The organism is Pseudomonas sp. VA159-2 (assembly GCF_024126635.1).
GTDB lineage: Bacteria > Pseudomonadota > Gammaproteobacteria > Pseudomonadales > Pseudomonadaceae > Aquipseudomonas > Aquipseudomonas muyukensis.
Genome location: NZ_JAMYBV010000006.1, coordinates 103,597 through 125,517 on the forward strand (window position 1 = coordinate 103,597; position 21,921 = coordinate 125,517).

Annotated in this window: 5 protein-coding genes; 2 read left to right on the plus strand and 3 right to left on the minus strand. The window is 68.5% G+C overall.

Annotation, left to right across the window (positions count from 1 at the left end; translation table 11 throughout):
• The first annotated feature begins 14 nt into the window (after positions 1–14).
• Together NJG22_RS07945 and NJG22_RS07950 are read left to right on the plus strand one after the other, a co-directional pair.
• Entirely contained in the window at positions 15–1,664 is a 1,650-nt protein-coding gene (locus tag NJG22_RS07945) for a cyclic peptide export ABC transporter (RefSeq protein ID WP_253093527.1), read from the plus strand.
• A 119-nt stretch (positions 1,665–1,783) separates the two neighbouring features.
• Positions 1,784–4,291: a TonB-dependent receptor gene (locus NJG22_RS07950; RefSeq protein ID WP_253093528.1), complete on the plus strand. Its 2,508-nt coding sequence runs from the start codon at positions 1,784–1,786 to the stop codon at positions 4,289–4,291.
• 236 nt (positions 4,292–4,527) lie between these two features.
• Here the strand turns inward: NJG22_RS07950 and NJG22_RS07955 are convergent, their stop codons facing one another.
• The 3 genes from NJG22_RS07955 to NJG22_RS07965 all read right to left on the minus strand — a co-directional run bounded on the left by NJG22_RS07955 (position 4,528) and on the right by NJG22_RS07965 (position 21,921).
• Positions 4,528–5,499, minus strand: a complete 972-nt coding sequence (locus NJG22_RS07955; RefSeq protein ID WP_253093529.1) for an alpha/beta hydrolase — start codon at positions 5,497–5,499, stop codon at positions 4,528–4,530.
• An 85-nt stretch (positions 5,500–5,584) separates the two neighbouring features.
• Complete coding sequence (locus NJG22_RS07960; protein WP_253093530.1) at positions 5,585–14,089, minus strand: non-ribosomal peptide synthetase; 8,505 nt, start codon at positions 14,087–14,089, stop codon at positions 5,585–5,587.
• A gap of 14 nt (positions 14,090–14,103) precedes the next feature.
• The gene (locus tag NJG22_RS07965) at positions 14,104–21,921 is read right to left on the minus strand and encodes a non-ribosomal peptide synthetase (protein ID WP_253093531.1); all 7,818 of its coding nucleotides are present in this window, start codon (positions 21,919–21,921) and stop codon (positions 14,104–14,106) included.

The window sequence follows — 21,921 nt, forward strand, 5'->3', positions numbered from 1 at the left end:
AGCGAGAACCCTTCATGACCCGTCAACCTCGCAGCGCCCTGGCCGACCTGCTCGGCCTGCTCCGGCCGTTCTGGCCGCTGGTGGCGCTCTCCGTGCTGCTGGGCATGGTCGGAGGCATCAGCGTCACCACGCTGCTGGCGACCATCAACGGCGCCCTGCACAGCGAGCAAGGCCTGACCCAGGGCGTGGTCCTGGGCTTCGCCGGGCTGTGCCTGCTGGCGTTGCTCAGCACCATCTGCTCGGACATCGGCACCAACCATGTCGGCCAGCACATCGTCGCGCGGCTGCGCAAGAGCCTGGGCGAGAAGGTGCTGGCGGCGCCGATCGAACAGATCGAGCGCTACCGCAGCCATCGCCTGATCCCGGTACTGACCCATGACGTCGACACCATCAGCGATTTCGCCTTCGCCTTCGCCCCCCTGGCCATCTCGCTGACCGTGGTGCTGGGCTGCCTGGGTTACCTGGCCATGCTGTCCTGGCCCATGTTCCTGATGGTGGTGGTGGCCATCGGCATCGGCACGCTGATCCAGTTCATCGCCCGCAACCGCGGCCTGAAAGGCTTCGAGGCGGCGCGCGAAGCGGAAGACGAACTGCAAAAGCACTACAACGCCATCGCCGGCGGCGCCAAGGAACTGCGTATCCATCGCCCCCGGCGCCAGCGCATGTTCCGCCAGGGCATCCAAGGCACCGCCGAGCGCATTTGCCAGATCCAGGTGCGCTCGATCAATACCTTCGTGGTGGCCAAGAGTTTCGGCTCGATGCTGTTCTTCGTGGTGATCGGCGCGGCGCTGGCCATGCAGTCGCTATGGCCGGCGCAGAACCAGGCCGCCATGAGCGGTTTCGTGCTGGTGCTGCTGTACATGAAGGGGCCGCTGGACAACCTGATCGGCGCCCTGCCGGTAGTCGGCCGGGCGCAGATCGCGTTCCGCCGCATTGCCGAGCTGTCGCGCCAGTTCGACTCGCCCGAGCCGCACCTGCTGCTCGATGCCCCCGCGGCCCCGGCCAAGCCGGTCAGCCAGCTGGAGCTACGCCAGGTGTCCTACGCCTTCCCACCCGTGCCGGGTGCGCAGCCGTTCAGCCTGGGGCCGGTGAACCTGACCATCGAGGCCGGCGAGATCGTCTTCATCATTGGTGACAATGGGTGCGGCAAGACCACCCTGATCAAGCTGCTGCTGGGCCTGTATGCGCCCCAGGGCGGCGAGATCGTGCTCAACGGCGAGCCGGTGGTGGCCCAGACCCGCGATGACTACCGGCAACTGTTCACCACCATCTTCGCCGACTACTACCTGTTCGACGACCTGGTGCAAGGCGACACCCGCATCCCGGCAGATGCCGACCGCTACCTGCGCCGCCTGGAGATCGACCACAAGGTCAGCGTGCGCGACGGCGTGTTCACCACCACCGACCTGTCCACCGGCCAGCGCAAGCGCCTGGCGCTGCTCAATGCCTGGCTCGAGGAGCGCCCGGTACTGGTGTTCGACGAATGGGCCGCCGATCAGGACCCAACCTTCCGCCGCGTGTTCTACACCGAGCTGCTGCCCGACCTCAAGCGCCTGGGCAAGACCATCATCGTCATCTCCCACGACGACCGCTACTTCGACATCGCCGACCAACTGGTACGCCTGCAGGCCGGCAAGCTCGTCAGCCAACTGCAAACCGCCTGATCGACCGCCGCCAGCGCCGACCGGAAATTTCTTTTCCGGTTTGTGCGGTGGCGCACGTCTCATTCACAGTAATAAAAATCATTCCCAACAATTTGCCCACGCAAGAGCATTCCGCCGACATGTCCAAGCACGTTATGAGCCCCCTGGCCAAGGCCCTCAAGGCCCGTCGCCTGTTTACCAACCCACAGTTGGCCTCGACCCTGGCACTGGCCATGGCGCTGCCGCTGAGCGCCCAGGTCCAGGCCCTCGAAGCAACCTTCGACATCCCCGCCCAGCCCATGGCCCGCGCCCTGCAACAGTTCGGCCAACAGGCCAACGTGCAGTTGCTGTTCAGCCCGGACGATGTCGCCAACCTGCGCAGCCAGCCTGTCACCGGTCGCCTGGACACCGAAACCGCGATTCGAACCCTGCTCGGTGGCAACAACCTGCGCTACGACCTCAACGGCGACACCCTCACCGTCAGTGGCCGTGGGCCCACGACCTCGGTGGAGCTGGGCACCACCACCATTGCCAGCAATGGCCTGGGCACCACCACCGAAGGCACCGGCTCCTACACCACCGGCCAGACCAACACCGCCACCAAGCTCAACCTGAGCCTGCGCGAGACGCCGCAGTCGGTCAGCGTGATGACCAACCAGCGCATGCAGGACCAGAACCTGCGCAGCATCGGCCAGGTGCTCGAGCAAACCCCTGGCCTGAACGTGCAGAGCCCCGGCAGCGACCGCCTGTATGTGTACTCCCGTGGCCTGCCCATCGACAACTTCCAGTACGACGGCGTACCGACCACCTCCTTCGCCTTCAGCCAGGCGATGCCCCATGCCCTGTCGGACATGGCCATCTACGACCGAATCGAAGTAGTCCGCGGCGCCACCGGCCTGATGACGGGCGCCGGCGATCCCTCCGGTACCGTGAACATGGTGCGCAAGAAGCCCACCAGCAACTTCCAGGGCCATATCAGCGCCGGCCTCGGCTCCTGGGACCTGTACCGCACCGAGGTGGACGTGTCCGGCCCGCTGACCGACAACGGTGCCGTTCGCGGCCGCGCGGTGGCGGCCTACCAGCAAGGCAACAGCTTCACCGACCACCTGCAGCAGGAAAAGACCATCCTCTACGGCGTGACCGAGATGGACTTGTCCCCCGACACCCTGTTCACCTTCGGCGTCGATTACCTCAACAGTGACCCGCGCGGCTTCTCCACCACCGGCCTGCCCGTGGTCGGCAGCATTGGCGGCAAAGGTTTCCAGTACAACATGCCGCGCTCGTACAACGGTGCCAGCCGCGACAGCACCAACCGCCAGGAGTCGGTCAACACCTTCGCCTCGATCGAGCAGAAACTGGCCAATGACTGGACCCTCAAGGTGGCCGCCAACTACTTGTATGGCACCCGTGACTACGACTCGATCATCGTCGGCACCACCACCGGTTTCCTCAACCCGCTGACCGGCCGCGGCCTGAACTACACCGCCACCAAGGGTGACAACACCCAGAAGCAACGCGGCGTGGACATCGCCCTGAGCGGGCCGTTCGAGCTGCTCGGCCGCGAGCATGAACTGGTGATGGGCTTCAATTACCAGACCTACGAAAACCGTCGCAACGGTTTCGGCAATCTGCTGGCCAACGGCAAGAGTGACAACGGCGTCAGCGGCCAGCCGGTGGATGTCTGGGGCTGGGACAATCACGCCCCGAACGCGTCGTACAACTTCACCCGCGAAGACGACAACATCGACCAGCGCCAGACCGGTGCCTATCTTGCCACCCGCCTGAAGCCCACCGACGACCTGTCGGTGATCCTCGGCGCCCGTGTCAGCGACTACAAGTACAGCGCAATGCTGCACTACAACACCTACGACATGGTGAAATGGAATACCGATGATTCGGTCAGGGTCTCCGGTGAAGTGACCCCTTATGCCGGCGTGGTCTACGACCTCGATGACGTGCACTCGGTCTATGCCAGCTACACCAGCATCTTCAAGCCCCAGCCCTACCGCACCCGGCAGGGCAAGCTGCTCGACCCGCGCGAGGGCGACAACTACGAGATCGGCCTGAAAAGCGAATACTTCGGCGGACGCCTGAACACCGCCATTGCCTTGTTCGAGGTCAAGCTGGACAACGACGCAGTCGGCGACGGCACGGTCGAAGGCAGCGGCGGCACCGTGTCGGCCTACAAGGCGGAAAAGACCAAGACCAAGGGCATCGACATGGAGATCAGCGGTGAGCTGAGCCCAGGCTGGAACCTGCTGGCCAGCTACACCTACTCGCAGGTCAAGGACAAGGATGGCGAGCGGACCAAGACCACCGTTCCCACCGACATGTTCAAGCTGTGGACCACCTACCAGCTGCCGGGTGACCTGGACAAGCTGACCGTCGGCGGTGGGGTCAACTGGCAGAGCGGCATGCACTTCACGGTCGACAATTGGCAGCTCAACAGCCCGGTCAAGGTCAAACAGGGTGACTATGCCGTCGCCAGCGTGATGGCCCGCTACCAGTTCACCCCGAAGTTGTCGGCCACCGCCACGGTCGACAACCTGTTCGACAAGAAGTACTACAGCTCGCTGGATGACAACTTCCGCAGCGCCTCGTACGGCAACCCACGCAGCTTCCTGATCACCACCCGCTACGACTTCTGATCACACGCGACAAGAAAAGGCCACCTCAGGGTGGCCTTTTGCGTATCTGCGGGCACCGCCACACCAGCTAGGCTGACGTTCGTAGGAGCCCAGGCGATGCAGGGATGGCACCGGCGACGCCGGTGTTCGCCGGCAAGGCCGGCTCCTACAACGGCTACGGCCTGCAATACCTGTAGGGGCCAACCTTGCTGGCGAACCAGGCGACGCGCAGATGGCTCAGGCCGACACTGGGGTACCTACGCTTGCACTTCCCCCTGCCGGGCCAACCAGTCCAACGCCTGGGCGTAGATGGCCTCGACCTCGGCGACGATACCACCCATGCGCAGAAAGTCATGGCTCAACCCCTCCTCCAGCTGCAACGTCACCGAGGTGCCGCCCGCTCGCAGGTGCTCGGCGTAAGCCAAGCCTTCGTCACGCAAAGGGTCATGCCCGGCCACCGCCACATAGGCTGGCGCCTGGGCCGGGGCAGCCGCGGCCAGCAACGGCGACACCCGCCAGTCCAGACGCTGCGCGCCCTCGCCGGTGTACTGGCGATAGAACCACTCCAGCGTCGCGCTTTCCAGCAGGTAGCCCTCGGCATAGCGCCGGTGCGAGTCACGGGTCACGCTGATGTCGGCAACCGGGTAGAACAGCAACTGCGCGCAGGGCACCACTCCCAACGCCTGTGGCTCGCGGGCAGCGCTGATGGCCAGCACCGTGGCCAAGGTCGCCCCTGCGCTGTCGCCGGCCAGCGCCACCCGCTTCAGGTCCAGCCCCAGCGCATCGGCCAGCGCCGGCAACGCCTTGAGACTGTCCTCGGCATCCAGCACCGCAGTGGGAAACGGGTACTCGGGAGCCAGCCGATAGGCCGGCGCAAGCACGGCAAAGCGCCCGTCCAGGGCCAGCCGCCGGCACACCGAATCGTGGGAGTCGAGGCTGCCCACCACATAGCCCCCACCATGCAGATACAGAATCACCGGCAGTCTCTGCTGCGCCTGCCCAGCGGCGCGGTACAAGCGCGCCGGCAGTTGCGCGCCGTCGCGGGTCGGCAGCTGCAGCGCCTGCACGTCCACCGCGCCCGGGGGATTAGGGTCGAGAATCAGCGAGGACGCTTCGAAGTCGCTACGCGCCTGCGCCAGCGGTTGCTCGTGCAACGCCCGGCTCTTGCCGCTGAGGCGGCCGAACTCGACCAGTTCGAGAAAGGCGGACAAATCGGAATGCAAGGTCATGGGTAACTCCAGGGCCTGTCGGTAGAAACCAAGAAACGAAAAAAGCGGGGCCACCTGGCCCCGCCGCAACATGTGCAGCACCACACTAGGACACCCGCAGCTCCAGGCGCTGTTGCAACTGCTCGAGCAGGCTGGCATCGGCGAGCATGTCGTAATGCCCGGCACTGACCCGGACATGGCCCGGGGCACAGTGCAGGCTGGCCTCGAACCCCTCGACCAGGGTTGCCGGCAGGTTCTCACGCCACCACAGCTCGGCGCTGCAACGAGTGCGTGGCAGCACCTGGGGCTGGCGCGACAAGGCCTTCAGGCGCAACCCCACCTGGTAGGCCCGCGCCAACTCGTCGGCACCGAAGCCCTCGGCACCACGCCCCTGGCACAGGGTGTCGAACAAGCGCACCAGCGCATCGAGGCCAGGCTCAGCGGCCGGCAGGCTCTGCGGGGTCACATGCACCCCGCAGGCCTGGCGCAGGAACGCCGGCAGGTCATCGCGCCAGTCGTCCTGCGCGGGCGCTTGCGCATACGGGATGAAACTGTCCACCAGGCCAAGGAAGGCCACCGCCTGCCCCTGCTTCTCCAGTTCCGCCGCCACCAGCAGCGCCAGGCTGCCACCCAGCGACCAACCCAACAGCTGGTACGGCCCCTGCGGCTGGCGCTGGCGGATGTACTGGGCGTAGTCGATGGCCATGCTGGCCAGGTCGTCGTCCTGCCAGTCGCGGTCGAGCAGCATGCGGCATTGCAGGCCAAAGACCCGGTAGCGTCCTTGCAGTCGGCGGGCCAACGGCTCGTAGTCGAACACCGTGCCAAAGCCTGCATGCATGCAGAACAGCGCCGGCAACCCATTGCCACCGGCGTTGAGCGCCAGCAATGGGTCCAGGCCACCGCCCCCCTCCTCGTAGCCGGACAGCTGGGCGATGGTCGGCCGTGCCAGCATGTCGCGCAACTTCAGCTCGAAGGGCTGCTCGACCTGGCTACGCACCTTGCTCAGCACCTTGAGCGTGCGCAGCGAATCGCCGCCCAGTTCGAAGAAGTTGTCGGTGATGCCCACCTGCTCGATCTCCAGCACATCCTGCCAGATCTGCGTCAACAACCGCTCCAGGGCGTTGCGTGGCGCCACGTAGGTCTTGGCGCGCAAGTCCGCGTCGGGCAGCGCCAGGCGATCGACCTTGCCGGCCGGGTTGAGCGGCCAGCGCGGCAGCCACAGAATCTGCACCGGCACCATGTAGTCCGGCATCTGCTCGCGCAGCGCCGCGCGCAGGTCGTCGCCGGACAGCCCCGGGGCCCCCAGCACGTAGCCGACCAGGCGTTTGCCCGCCTCGCTGTCACGGGCCAGCACCAGGCTATCGTCGACCCCCGGCAAGGCACGCAGGCGGGCCTCGACCTCGCCCAGCTCGATGCGGAAACCGCGGATCTTCACCTGATGATCCAGGCGCCCGAGGTAGTCGATCAGACCATCCGCGCGGCGCCGCACCAGGTCGCCCGTGCGGTACAGGCGGCCCCCGGCCTCGAACGGGCTGGCGACGAAGCGCTCGGCGGTCAGCCCTGGACGCTGGTGATAACCACGGGCCAGGCCTTCACCACCGATGTACAACTCACCCGCCACGCCATCGGGCAGCGGATCGAGCTGGGCATCGAGCACATACAGGCTGCGGTTGCCCACCCGGTGGCCAATCGGCGCGTAGGCCGCTTGGCAATGGTCGTCGGCCCCGGCCTTCCAGAGCATCGGCGTGACCACCGTCTCGGTCGGCCCATAGCCATTGGTGATCCACTGCGCACGCAAGCTGCGGCGCACCTGCTCGAAGGTCTCGTCGGCCACCGCGTCGCCGCCGAAGCAATAGATCCGCACCGGCGGCGGGTCGCCCGCCTGCTCGGCGAACTCGGCCAGTTGCTTGAGGTAGGCCGGTGGGAAGCAGGCGATGTCGATCGCCTGCGCGTGCAGGGCGTTCCAGGTCTGCTCCGGGGTCCACAGGGTGTCGTCGCGCAGCACCAGGCAACCGCCTGCGCACAGCGTCGACAGCCAGCGCTCCTGGGCACCGTCGAAGGCAAACGACATGAACAACAGCTCGCGTGTCGCAGGGCCCATCTCGTACAGCGCCATGATCGCCTGGCAGTGCATGGCCAGCGGGCCGCGGGTAATGGCCACGCCCTTGGGCTTGCCGGTGGAGCCAGAGGTGTAGATCAAGTAGGCCAGCTGCGCCTCATCGATGCGCTGCTGCGGGGCAGCAGCCGGCAGCGTCTGCCAGTCCAGGCGGTCCAGTTCCACGCGCTGGGCTGCCGTGTGTGGCAGACGCTCGGCGAGGCTGGCCTGGGTGACCAGGTGCTGCATGGCCGAGTCATCGATGATCCACTGCAGACGCTCCTGCGGGTAGTCGATGTCCAGCGGCACATAGGCCGCGCCGGTCTTGAGCACCGCATAGAAGGCCACCACCGTGTGCACCGAGCGGTTCAGCGCTACGCCGACCCGGCTCTCGGCAAGCACGCCCCTGGCCAGCAGCACCTGGGCCAGCTGGTTGGCGCGCCGCTCGAGTTCGGCATAGCTCAGGCACTCATCGCCACACACCAGCGCCGGCGCCTGCGGCCGTTGCCGGGCGTGCTCCTGCAGCCGCGCCAGCAGGGGCATCGCCTGGCCTTGTGGGCTCAGCGCATTGCCTGCCTGCGGCGCCTGGGCCGCGAGCATCGCCAGGCGGCCAAGGGGCTGCTCGGGCGCCGCCAGCAGCCCTTCGAGCAGGCGCTCGAAGCCGGCACGAATGCTGGCAACGCTCGCTTCGGTGAAGCGGTTGCGCAGGTACAGGAACTCGATCGACAAGGTCTGGCCGAGATTGACCGCCAGGTCCATCGGGTAGTTGGTGACGTCGCGGCCAGTGGCCGGGCCGAAACGCAACGCGCCGTCCACGGCCTCCTCAAGGCGTTCGTCCACCGGGTAGTTTTCGAACACCACGATGCTGTCGAACAGGCTGCGCCCGGCCTGGCCGGCCCAGCGCTGGATGTCGGCCAGCGAGGCATGCTCGTGCTCGCGTACCTCCAGGTTGGCAGCCTGCAGCTCGGCCAGCCAGGCCTGCACGGTCTGCTCGGGGCGCGGCGCCTGCACGATCGGCAAGGTATTGATGAACAGGCCCAGCATGCTGCCAGCCTGCGGCAGGCTGGCCGGGCGACCGGCCACGGTGGCACCGAAGCACACCCGACGCTGGCCGGTGAAACGTTGCAACAGCAGCAGCCAGGCGCCCTGGATCAGCGTGTTGGGCGTGACCCGCAGTTGCTGCGCAGCCTGGCGTAGCTGGGTGGTACGCGCGGCATCCCATTCCAGGTACAGCGCCGCATGCCCGACCAGCTCGGCGGGCGGCCGCGGCCAGCAACTGGCGGCCAACTCGGTGACCTCGTCCAGCTCGGCCAGTTGCCGGCGCCAGAACGCTTCCAGCCCCTGCGCATCGCCCTGGCGTTGCAGCCAGGCGATGTAGTCGCCAAACCGTCCCTGGGCCTGTACCGGGCGCCCTTGGTAGGCCTGCAACACCTCACCCAGCAGGCGCGAACTGCTCCAGCCGTCCATGAGAATGTGGTGGCGGGTCCAGATCAGCTGGCAGCGCTGGTCGTCCAGGCGCACCACGGTCACCCGCATCAATGGCCCCTGCTGCGGGTCGAAGCCTTCCTGGCAGTCGGCCTCGGCCAGCGCCTGCAAGGCCTGCTCGGACACCGTCCGCTGCCGCCAGTCGAGCACGCGCACCAGCGATGGCGCGGTACGGCAGACGATCTGCAACGGTTCGGCCAGGCCACTGTGCTGCCAGAACCGCGTGCGTAGCACATCGTGGCAGGCCAGCGCCTGGTCCCAGGCGGCGGCGAAGCGCGGCACATCCAGCCCTTCGACCGGCACGCAGGTCTGGTTGATGTACAACGCCGCGGCATCGGCTTCCAGCGAGTGGAACAGCATGCCCTGCTGCATCGGCGACAAGGGGTAGATATCCGCCACCTCGCGGGCCGGCACCGGCAGCAGCGCCAGCTGCGCCTGGCTCAAGCGTGCCAGCGGCACATCGGCGGGGGTCAGCCCAGCGTTGGCCGGATCGCAGCAATGCCGTACCAGCTCGCGCAACTGGTCGCCGAAGGCCTCGGCCAAGCCCTGAACCTGCGCGGCGTCGAACATCTGCGGGCTGAAGATCCAGCCGATGCTCAACTGGCCATCGAACACCTGGCCGTTGAGGGTCAACCAGTTGCCCAGCGGCGTATCGGCCGACCGTTCACTGCCGGAGGCCTCGCGGGCCACACCGAACAGCGGCGCTTGCCCGGGGGCGTCGGCGGCAAAGCTGTTGTCGAACTGGCCCAGGTAGTTGAAGGTGATGCGCGGCAAGGCACGGCCGGCAAACGCGGCGCGAGTGGCAGGCTCGCCCAGGTAGCGCAGCACCCCGTAGCCGATGCCATTGTCGGGGACCGCGCGCACCTGCTCCTTGACCGCCTGGATGGTCGCGCCCAGGCTGGCTTGTGGCGTCAACGCCAGGGGGTACTTGGTGGTGAACCAACCGACGCTGCGGGTCAGGTCGACGTCGTCGAACAGCGCCTCGCGGCCATGGCCCTCGAGCAGTACCTGGGTATCGGCCTGCCCGGTCCACTGGCAGATCACCCGCGCCAACGCCGCCAGCAGCAGCTCCTGGATACGCGTGCGGTAGGCACTGGGGGCTTCCTGTAACAAGCGGCGCGTGGTGTCGGCGTCGAGGCGGCTGTATACCGTGCGGGCCTCGCGCTGCAACGGCACGCACGCCGAGTTGGCCGCCGGCAGGTCCGCAGGCAAGGGTTGCCCCAGCCAGTAGTCGGCCTGTGCGCTCAGTGCCCCGCCCAGCGCCTGTGCCTGCAAGCGCTCGGCCCAGTGCTTGAACGAGGTGGTGCGCGGCGCGAACGCGGGCGCCTGGCCCTCGGCGGCTTGCTGATAGGCCAGTTGCAGGTCTTCCAGGAGGATCCGCCAGGACACGCCATCGACCACCAGGTGATGCGCCACCAGCAACAGGCGCTGCTGACCATCGGCCAACTGCAACAATACCGCGCGCAGCAGCGGGCCGGCCGCCAGGTCCAGGCTGCGCTGGGCGGCTTCACAGGCATCGTGCATGGCCTGGGCGTCGGCCACCTCGCGCTGCCACAGCAGCGGCGCAACCACTTCGGCCACGCGGTGCTCGGCCCGCCAGCCGTCGGCGTGTTCGGTGAAGCCCAGGCGCAGGGCATCGTGATGCTGCACCAGGGCTTGCAAGGCCTGCTCCAGGGCCTGGGCCTGCAAGGGTCGGGCGACGCTGAGCAGCACCGACTGGTTCCAATGGTGGCGGTCGACCACCGCGCTGGCGAAGAACATCGCCTGGATCGGCAGCAACGGCATGGCGCCGCACTCCGGGCCGCGGGCCACCGGCGCCTGTGCCTGCCCCCGCTCGGCCACCTGGGCCAGGCCCTGCACCGTCTGGTGCAGGAACAGCTGCTTGGGATTGAGCAGCAAGCCCGCCTCGCGGGCGCGGCTGACCACCTGGATAGAAATGATCGAGTCGCCGCCAAGCTCGAAGAAGTTGTCCTGCCGGCCGACGCGCTCGACCTTGAGCAAGTCCTGCCAGATCTGCGCGATACGCAGCTCAACCTCACCCTGGGGCGCGCTGTACAGGCGCTGCGCAGCGGCCTGGGGCTGCGGCAAGGCGCGCCGGTCGAGCTTGCCGTTGGCAGTCAACGGCAAGCGCTCAAGGGTCAGGAGGTGGGCAGGCACCAGGTAGTCCGGCAAGCGTGCGCGCAGCTGCGCCAGGCATTGCCCGCCATCGACCGCGCCCACGACGTAGGCCACCAGCTGCTGGCCGCGCTCGCTGGCCATGGCCAGTACCACGGCGTCCTGCACACCGGGCAACGCCCGCAAGCTGGCCGCGACCTCACCGGGCTCGACCCGGTAGCCGCGGATCTTCACCTGGTCGTCCAGGCGCCCCTGATAGCACAGCCTGCCGCGCAGCCGGCGCACTCCGTCGCCGCTGCGGTACAAGCGCTGGCCGGGCGCGCCGTGCGGGTCCGGCACGAAGCGTTCGGCGGTCAGCCCCGGCTGGCCAATGTAACCTCGCGCCAGCCCGGCGCCACCGATGTAGAGCTCGCCCGTGGTACCGTCCGCCACCGGCTGCAGACCGTCATCGAGCAGGCGCACCACGCAGTTGGCCAACGGCTGCCCCAGCCCAGGCAAGTCTGGGTCGAGCAGCCCGGCCAACACGCCGACCGTGGCTTCGGTGGGCCCGTAGTGGTTGAACACCTGGCACTGTGGCGCCAGTTGGGCGATGCGCGCCAGCAGCGCTGGCGCCGCGCCTTCGCCGCCCAGCACCAACAGGCGTTGCGGCAACTGCGCCGCATCCACGGCGCCGTCGAGCAGCGCCGCCAAGTGCGATGGCACGATTTTCAACGCCTGCACCCCCACCATCGCCCGCGCCATGGCCTGGGCGTCCATGGCCGCGTCGGCCGCGATCAGGTGCAGGGTGCAGCCCGCGCACAAGGCACCGAACAAGGTGGTATGCCCAAGGTCCGCCGCGACGCTGGAGACCAGCGCCATGCTCTGCACCTGCGGCAGGCGCTGCAACACGGCCTGCACGTAGTTGGCCAGGGCGCCATGGCTGACCATCACGCCCTTGGGTCGGCCCGTGGAGCCTGAGGTGTGGATCACATAGGCACACTGCTCGCGCGCCAGCGCAACCGGGCGCAGCGCTGGCGCAGCGGCAAGCTCGAGGGTATCCAGGGCCAGCGCCTGGACCCCGGCAGGCAAGCGCCACTGCCCCAGCCAAGCGGTTTCACTCAACAGCAGCGTGGCGCCGCTGCTGGCCAGCACCTCGGGTAGGCGCTGGGCGGCGGCGTCCGGGTCCACCGGCACATAGGCGCCGCCGGCCTTGAACACCGCCAGGATCGCCAGTGGCAGGTTGATGCCGCGATCCAGGGCCAGCGCCACCGGTGTCTCCGGGCCCACGCCATGGGCCTGCAGCCAGGCTGCCAGGTGCTCGGAGCGCTGCTCCAGCTCGGCGTAGCTCAGCTGCTGGCCGGCGGCAACCAAGGCGATGCGCTGCGGGTGTTGCGCAGCCTGCGCGCGGAACAGCTGCAGCACGCTATCGGCGCAGAACGCCTGGGGCATGCCCTGCCCCGCCTCGAGCAACGCCTGGTGCTGCTCGGCCGCCAGCAGAGGCAAGGCCTCGATGCGCACCTGTGGATCGTCGCAAATCGCCTGCAACACCTGCCGCCATTGCCCGGCGATCCGTTCGGCGGTGTCCGCGTCGAACAGCTCGCTGGCATAGATCAGCGTGGCATCCAGCCCTTGCTCGTGCTCCAGGGTGTTGAGCGTCAGGTCGAACTTGCTGCTGCGCACCGGCTGGGTCAGCGGCCGCAGTTGCAAGCCGGTGCTGACGGTAGCCGCCGCACCACGCGACTCACGTTGGTGATTGAACATCACCTGGAACAGCGCCGCATGGCTGAGGCTGCGTTCGGTATGCAGGGTTTCCAGCAACTGCTCGAACGGCAGGTCCTGGTGCTGCTGGGCCTGCAAGGCCGCCTCGCGCACCTCGGCCAGCAACACGGTGAACGGCAGGTCGCCGCGCACCTGGGCCCGCATCACCTGGGTGTTGACGAAAAAGCCTACCAGGCGCTCGGTTTCGTTACGCCCGCGGTTGGCATTGGGCACGCCGACGCGGATGTCCTGCTGGCCACTGAGGCGTTGCAGCAACGCCTGGTAGGCCGCCAGCAGCAGCACGAACAGGGTCACCCCCTGGTCGGCGGCCAGCGCCTTGAGCTGCGCCGCCAACTGCGGCCCGGGGCTGGCGTCGACGCTGGCCCCGGCATGGCCGGGCAACAGCGGGCGCGGGCGGTCGCAAGGCAGTTGCAACACCTGATCGGCATCGGCCAGCTGCGTACCCCAGTAGGCCAATTGACGCTCGCGCTCGCCGTTGTCCATCCACTGGCGCTGCCACAGGGCATAGTCAGGGTACTGCACCGGCAGCGCCGGCAGGTTGGCCTCGCCCCCCTGCACATTGGCGGTGTAGCAACGCGCCAGCTCCTCCAGCAGCACCTGCAGCGACCAGGCATCGGCCACCACATGGTGCAGCACCAGGCTCAGCACATGGTCGTCCGTTGCGCGCTCGAGCAAGGCCGCGCGCAACAGCGGCCCCTTGGCCAGGTCGAAACCCTGGCCCGATTCGCTCAGCAGGAAGGCTTCGGTGCGTGCCTCGACATCGCCGTCGGCACAGGCCGCCAGCTGATGCACCGGCAACGCCACCGCGAACGGCGCCAGCACCTGCTGGCGCACGCCCTCCGGCGTTTCGACGAACACCGTGCGCAGGCTTTCGTGGCGTGCCACCACCTGCGCCAGGGCCCGTGCCAACGCCGCGCGGTCGAGCGCCCCGCGCAAGCCCAGGGCCAGCGGAATGTTGTAGGTCGCGGCCTGTGGTTCAAGCTGCCAGAGGAACCATTGGCGCTGCTGGGCATACGACAGCAGCAGCGGTTCCTCCGGGTCGCGCCGGAACATCGGCGCGATCCCGTACAGGTTGATGCCCTTCTGCTTGAGCATCACCGCCAGCGCCCGGCGCTCCTTCGCCGTGAGCGCACCCACGGACTCTATCAACTTTTGCACGCACGACCCCTCGATCAGGAAAGCAGTTTCTCAAGCTCTTCGGCAGATAGACGTTTGAGGGCCTCCAGCGATTTAGTCAGCTCGTCCTGCACCGGCGCCTGCGCCTGGCCCAGGGCCTGGACCTTGGCGCAGAACGCCTCCAGGCTGCTGGTTTCGAACAACAGGCGCACCGGCACGTCCAGCTGCAACTGCTCGCGCAGGCGCATCACCGCCTGGGCGGCCAGCAGCGAATGGCCGCCCAGGGCGAAGAAGCCGTCATCCAGCCCAACCTGCTCCACGGCCAGCAATTGGCCCCAGACCTGTGCCACCTGCTGTTGCACCTCGCTGTGCGGCGCGCGGTAGGCCACCTGCACCAACAGGCTGTCCAGGCCCGGCAACTGCCGGCGATCGAGCTTGCCGTTGGCGCTCAACGGCATCTGCGCCAGGCTCACCAGGTGCGCCGGGACCATGTGTTCCGGCAGGCCTTGACGCAAGAAACCACGCAACTGCGCCTGGTCGAGGCCGGCGTCGGCCACCAGGTACGCCACCAACTGCGGCCCCTTGCCGGTATCCGGCGCGGTGACCACCGCCTCGCGCACCCGGGGATGCTCCAGCAACCGCGCCTCGATTTCACCCAGCTCGATGCGCAGCCCCCGGACCTTCACCTGGTGGTCGATACGGCCGGCGTACTCGATGACCCCGTGGCGGTCGTAGCGGGCCAGGTCACCCGTACGGTACATGCGCTCACCGGCCACGAACGGGTCCAGCGGGAAGCGCTCGGCCGTCAGCCCCGGGCGGCGGTGGTAGCCGCGCGCCAGGCCCTCACCGGCCAGGTACAGCTCGCCGGTCACCCCCGGCGCCACCGGCTGCAGGTCGTGGTCGAGGATGTAGGTGCGCAGGTTGGCGATGGCGCGGCCGATCGGCACCGCGCCACGGCCGTCGTCGACACAGTGCCAGTGGGTCACGTCGATGGCTGCTTCGGTAGGGCCATAGAGGTTGTACAGCTGCGCCTGTGGCAGGCGGGCGAACACCTGCTGCTGGGTATCCACTGGCAGCGCCTCGCCACTGCAGACGATCCGCCGCAGCGAGGTGCAGGCCGGTACCCCAGGATCTTGCAGGAACACCTGGAGCATCGAGGGCACGAAGTGCAAGGTACTGACCTGGGTTTCGCCGATCAGCGTCACCAGGCGCGCCGGGTCTCGGTGATCGCCAGGGCCGGCCACCACCAGGTGGGCCCCGGCCAGCAAGGGCCAGAAGAACTCCCACACCGACACGTCGAAGCTGAACGGGGTTTTCTGCAGCACCACGTCATGGGCCTGCAGGCCGTAGGCCTCCTGCATCCACAGCAAGCGATTGACCAAGGCTCGGTGGCGATTGCCGGCGCCTTTCGGCTTGCCCGTGGAGCCGGAGGTATACAGCACGTAGGCCAGGTGCTCGGCGTCGACCTCGACGGCCGGGCGCCCCGGGTCGGCGGCGTCCCAAACCAAGGTGTCGAGGGCCAGCGCCGGCAGCGCCAGGTCGCGCGGCAAGCCGTCGAGCAACCAGGACTGGCTGAGCAGCAGCGCGATCCCGCTGTCCTCGAACAGGTAGGCCAGGCGCTCGGCCGGATACTCCGGGTCCAGCGGCACGTAGGCGCCACCGGCCTTGAGCACCGCCAGCAAGGCGATCACCAACTCCAGCGAGCGCTGCGCCGCCACCCCCACCAGCACGTCCGGGCCAACCCCGGCGGCCACCAGGCGCTGGGCCAACTGGTTGCTGCGCGCCTCCAGCTCGGCGTAGTTGAGGGTCACCCCGGCAAAGGTCAGCGCCGGCGCCTGCGGTGTGCGAGCGGCCTGGGCCTCGATCAGGCGCGGCACGCTCGGCTGCTGGGGATGATCGGCCTGCGGCCCGCGGCCAAGGGCCAGCCAGGCTTCACCCTGGGCGGCATCGAAGGCGCACAGGTCGGCCACCCGGGCCTGCCCGTCAAGCGCCGCCATCGAGCGCAACAGCGCGATCAACTGCTGGCCCAGATCGCCCATGGCGGCGGCATCGAAGCGGGCCGAGTCGTACTTGAAGGTCACCGCCAGCTCCTGGCCCGCGTCCACCAGCACGCTCAAGGGGAAGCCGCTGCGCTCGTGCCCGACCACCTCGCCAAAGCGCAGCCCTGCGGGTGCGCCCTGCTCCAGCGCCTCGGCCACCGGGTAGTTCTCGAACACCAGCAAACTGTCGAACAGCGCCTCGCCGCTGTGCCCGGCCCAACGCTGGATGTCGTACAGCGGGGTGTGCTGCCAATCCCGCAGTTGCAGGTTGAGCCCTTGCAGTGCCTGCAGCCAGGGCACCAGCGGCTGCTCGGGGCTGGCACCGGCGATCACCGGCAGGCTGTTGATGAACAGGCCGATCTGCTGCTCGATACCCGGTAGCTCCGCCGGACGCCCCGACACCGTGGCGCCGAAGGTGACATTGGCCTGGCCGGTATGACGCTGCAACAGGCAGGTCCAGGCGCCTTGCACCAGGGTATTGAGGGTCACCTTGGCGGCACGGGCAAAGCCTTGCAGCGCCTGGGTCGACGCCTCGCCAAGGGCCAGGCGCAGCTGGCCGTCGGCGTTGTCGAGCGGCACGCAAGCGATCGCCTGGGCCAACAGGGTCGGGCCATCGAAGCGCTGCAACTGCGCTTTCCAGAACTGTTCGGCGGCCGACGCATCGCGACCCTGCAGCCAACCGATATAGTCACGGAAACGCCCGGCAGGCGCGGCCGGTTCCTGGCCGGCATAGCGCTGCAGCACCTCGGCGAGCAACTGGGCGTTGCTCCAGCCGTCCATCAGCAGGTGGTGGTTGGTGAAGATCATCTGGTAGCACTGCTCGGCGCAGCGGGCCAGTTGCACCCGCAGCAAGGGTGCCTGGTCCAGCACGAAGCCCTCGTCGCGGGCCACGGCCGCCAGGTCTGCCAACCGCTGCTGCGGGTCGTCGAGGCCGCGCAGGTCGACTTCGGCAAAGGGCAAGGCCACCTCGCGCAGTACCAGCTGTAGCGGCTGGGCCTGGTCGGCCGGCCAATGGAACTGGCTGCGCAAGCTGTCGTGGGCATCCAGGGTGGCCTGCCACGCCTGGCGCAGGCGTTGCGGGTCGAGGCCGTCGATCTGCACCTGCAACTGGTTGATGTAGTCGCCACGGGCCTCGCTGTACAGGCCATGGAACAACATGCCCTGCTGCATCGGCGACAGCGGGTAGGCATCGGCCAGGTTGCGCGGCGGTACCGGCAAGGCGTCCAGGCGGGCCTGGTCGAGGCCGGCCAGTGGCACATCGGATGGCGTCACACCGCCGCTGCCCGCCGCCAGGCAGTGGGTCACCAGCTCGCCGAGCACACGCCCATAGTCATCGGCCAGGGCCTGCACGGTGGCCGGGTCGAACTGCTGCTGGCTGAACGTCCACTCCAGCACCAGCTCGCCCTGGTACACCTGGCCGTTGATGCTGATGGCGCTGGCCAGCGGCGCATCGTCGCCCTGCTCGCTGCCAGCAGCCTCGCGGGCCGGCACGAACAACGCCTGTGGGTCGTCGAAGCTGGCGTCGAACTGGCCCAGGTAGTTGAAGGTGACCTGTGGCGTGGCCAAGGCGCGCAGTGGTTGCATGCGCGGATCGGCAGCCGCGCGCAGCACACCGAAGCCGACGCCCTTGTCGGGCACCTGGCGCAGTTGCTCCTTCACCGCCTTGATCGATTCGCCCAGCCCCTCGCCCGGGTGCAGGCGCACCGGATAGGCGCTGGTGAACCAGCCGACGGTGCGGGTCAGGTCGATATCGTCGAACAGCTCCTCGCGGCCATGCCCCTCCAACTGCACCCACAAGGCCGGCTGCCCGCTCCAGGCACAGAACACCCGCGCCAACGCCGTCAACAGCAGGTCGTTGACCTGGGTGCGGTAGGCACTCGGTGCCTGCTGCAACAGGGCCTGGGTCTGTACCGGGTCGAGGCGGCTGCGGGCGTGGGCGGCATGCCGTCGGTGCAGGCTGGCGTCGGGGTTGGCGCACGGCAGGGCCGGCATCGGCTGGCTGGCCTGCGCCAGCCAGTAGTCGGCGCTGGGCTGCCGGGCCATGTCGCCAGCCCGCTCGCGCAGGCGCAGGGCCCAGTCGCGCAGGGCGCTGGTCTTGGCCGGCAAGGCAGCGCCCGGCGCGCGGTACAGCGCCTGCAGGTCTTCGAAGAGAATGCGCCAGGACACCCCGTCGACCACCAGGTGGTGCGCCACCAGCAGCAGGCGCTGGCCGCCCTGGTAATCGAACAGCACGGCCCGCAGCAGCGGCCCGTTGGCCAGGTCGAGACTACGCTGGGCCTGCTCGCAGACCGCCAGCAAGGCATCGGCGTCAGCCACCTGACGGTGCCACAACAACGTCTGGCCGCCCTCGAGCGGGGCATGGCTGGCACGCCAGCCCTCGGCCTGCTGGACGAAACGCAGGCGCAGGGCGTCGTGCTGGCGCAACAGGGCCTGCAAGGCCTGTTCGAGCGCCTGGGGGTCAAGCCTGAGCCGCGGCTCGAGCAACACCGACTGGTTCCAGTGGTGGCGCGCGGTCATGGCGGTGTCGAAGAACGCCTGCTGAATCGGCAGCAGCGCCAGCTCGCCGGTCACCGGGCCTTGCTCGGCTTGCACGGCGCTGTCGCCACGTTCGGCGACCTGGGCCAAGGCCTGCACGGTCTGGTGCTGGAACAGCGCCTTGGGGGTGAAGCGGATGCCGACCTGGCGCGCACGGCTGACCACCTGCAAGGAGATGATCGAATCACCGCCCAGTTCGAAGAAGTTGTCCTGGCGCCCCACCTGCGCCACCTTGAGCACGTCCTGCCAGATCGCGGCCAGGGCACATTCCAGCGCCCCTTGTGGGGCCTGGTAAGCAGCACTGGCCGGGTCGGCATCCGGGCGCGGCAGTGCCGCCCGGTCGAGCTTGCCATTGACCGTCAGCGGCAGGCTGGGCAATACCCGCCAGTGCACCGGCACCATGTAGGCCGGCAAGCGCGCCGTCAGCGCTTCACCAAGGCCTGTCGCCAGCTCCGCTTGCGCGTCGTCCGCCGCCACCAGGTAGGCGGCCAGCTGCGTGCCTCGAGGACCGTCCACCGGCAGTACCACGGCCTCGCGCACGCCGGGCTGGTCAAGCAGCGCCGCCTCGATTTCACCCAGTTCGATGCGCAAGCCACGCAGCTTGAGCTGGTGGTCGATGCGCCCCAGGTAGTGCAGCAAGCCATCGCCGCCAAGGCGCACCCGGTCACCGCTGCGGTACAGACGCGCGCCCGGCGCGCCGCCGGGGTCGGGCACGAAACGTTCGGCGGTCAGGCCGGGGCGACGGTGATAGCCCCGGGCCAGGGATGCGCCACCGATGAACAGCTCGCCCTGGGCCCCCACCGGGCACAAGCGCAGGCTGTCGGCCAGCACCACCGCGCTGACACCGGCCACCGCCTTGCCAATCGGCACCACGTCGCCGTCATAGACACCGCCCAGTTCATGCCAGGTGCTGTCGATGGTCGACTCGGTCGGCCCATAGAGATTGACCACCCGGCCCTGCCAGTGCTGGCGCAACTGGCGCAGCAGGCTGCCTTTGAGCGCCTCGCCACCGGCCAGCAACAAGCGCAGCGAGGCCAGTTGCCCGGCCTCGACCTGGGGCAGCAGGCCTTGCAGCAACGACGGCGCCACCTGCAACACAGTGATGCGCTCGGTGCCAACCAGCGACCATAACTGGCCGAGGTCGTCGTTCAGATCGGCCGGTGCCAGCACCAGCTGCGCGCCGCACATCAGCGGCAGCCAGAACTCCCAGACCGAGGCATCGAAGCTGAACGCGGTCTTCTGCAGGACCCGGTCCTCCGCGCTCAGGGGATAGGTGGCTCGCATCCACTGCATGTGGTTGGCCAGCCCGCCGTGACGGATCGCCACGCCCTTGGGCCGGCCCGTGGAGCCTGAGGTGTAGATCACGTAGGCCAGGTGTTCGCCATCCAGGCGCAGCGCCGGCGCGCCGGGGTCGTGGGCCGCCACCTCGCACACCGCGGCATCGAGCAGCAGCACCTGCGGCGCCGGTAGCGGGCCGGTGCGCAGGCTGACCTCGGCAGTGGTCAGCAACAACGCCAGGCCGCTGTCCTCGACCATGTAGGCCAGGCGCTCGCGCGGGTAGTCCGGATCCAGCGGCACATAGGCGCCGCCGGCCTTGAGCACGGCCAATTGCGCCACCAGCAGCTCGGGGCTGCGCGCCAGCGCCAGGCCAACCAGGCTTTCCGGGCCGACCCCGGCAGCGCGCAGTCGATGCGCCAGGCGGTTGGCGCAGGCATCGAGCTGCGCGTAGTCGAGGCTGCGCGCGCCTTGACGCACCGCTACGGCCCGCGGGTGGGCGGCGACGCTCGCCGCCAAGGCATCCAGCAGCAGGGTAACCGGCGCCTGGGCCGGTGCAGCGGCATTCACTGGCGTACAGGCAGCCTCCTCCAGGGCCAGCGACAGGTCGCCGGTGAAGGCCTGCAACAGCTGCTGCCAGTGACCGGCCATGCGCTCGACCGTGGCGCGCTCGAACAGTTCGGTGGCGTAGGTGAACGAGGCCCACAGGCGCTGCCCGTCCTCGTAGGTGTCCAGGTTCAGGTCGAACGGCGAGGCGTGCCGCTCCCAGGCCAGGGCCTCGACCCGCAGGCCGCCGGGCAAGGTCGATGGTTGCTCCTGGCGGCCCTGCACCTGGTGGTTGAACATCACCTGGAACAACGGGTTGTAGCTCAGGTTGCGCTCCGGCTGCAGGGCCTCGACCAGTTGTTCGTAGGGCAGGTCCTGGTAGGTCTGCGCCTGCAGCGAGGCCTCGCGCACCTGCTGCAACAGGCTGGCGAGGCTGTCGCGCGGCCCAAGCTGCGCGCGCAACACCTGGGTGTTGACGAAGAAGCCGATCAGGCCCTGGGTTTCACTGCGATTGCGGTTCCCCACCGGCACGCCGACGCGGATATCGCGCTGGCCGCTGTAACGCTGCAACAGCCACTGGAACGACGCCAGCAACAGCATGAACAGGGTTACCCCTTCGCGCTGGCAGGCCTGGCGCAGGGCCGGCAGCAGCTCGGCGGGCAGCGTCACGTCGCAGCGCGCGCCCTGCTGGCTGGCCACCGCGGGACGCGGCCGGTCATGGGGCAGCTCCAGCAACGGCTGCTCGCCGGCCAGTTGCGTGGTCCAGTAGGCGAGCTGGCGCTCGCGCTCGCCCGCCTCCATCCAGCAGCGCTGCCACACGGCATAGTCGGCGTACTGGATCGGCAACGCCGGCAGCGCCGCACCCTGGCCTTGATACAGCGCCACCAGCTCGCGCACCAGCACCTGCATCGACCAGCCATCGGCGATGATGTGATGCAAGGCCAGGACCAGCACCTGGTCCTGCTCGCCCAGTTGCAGCAGGCGCGCGCGCAGCAGCGGGCCCTGGCGCAAGTCGAACGGCTGCGCCAGGGTCGCGTCGACGAAACGCTCGATCAGCGCCTGGCGGTCCGCCTCGTGCAAACCGGCCGGCGCCTGCTCGTCGGTCAGCGCCACCTGCGCCTGGTCCAGAATGCGCTGCTGCGCGTGGGGCTCGTCGTCGAAGCAGGTGCGCAGGCTTTCATGCCGGGCGAGCAGCGCATCGAGCGCCGCCTGCAGCGCGGCGCGGTCGAGGGGGCCACGCAGGTGCAAGGCGGCCGGGATGTGGTAGGCACTGCTGCCCGGCTCCAGTTGCCAGAGGAACCACTGGCGTTGCTGCGCGTAGGACAGCGGCAGACTATCTTGCTCGTGCCGGCAGACCGGGATGGGCAAGTTGGCCAGGCTCATGCCCTTTTCCGCGAGTTTTTCCAGGAACAGCCGGCGCTGTGCCGCAGGCAGCTTGAGGAAGCGCTGTACCAGCTGTGCGTTGTCCAGGCCAGCCAT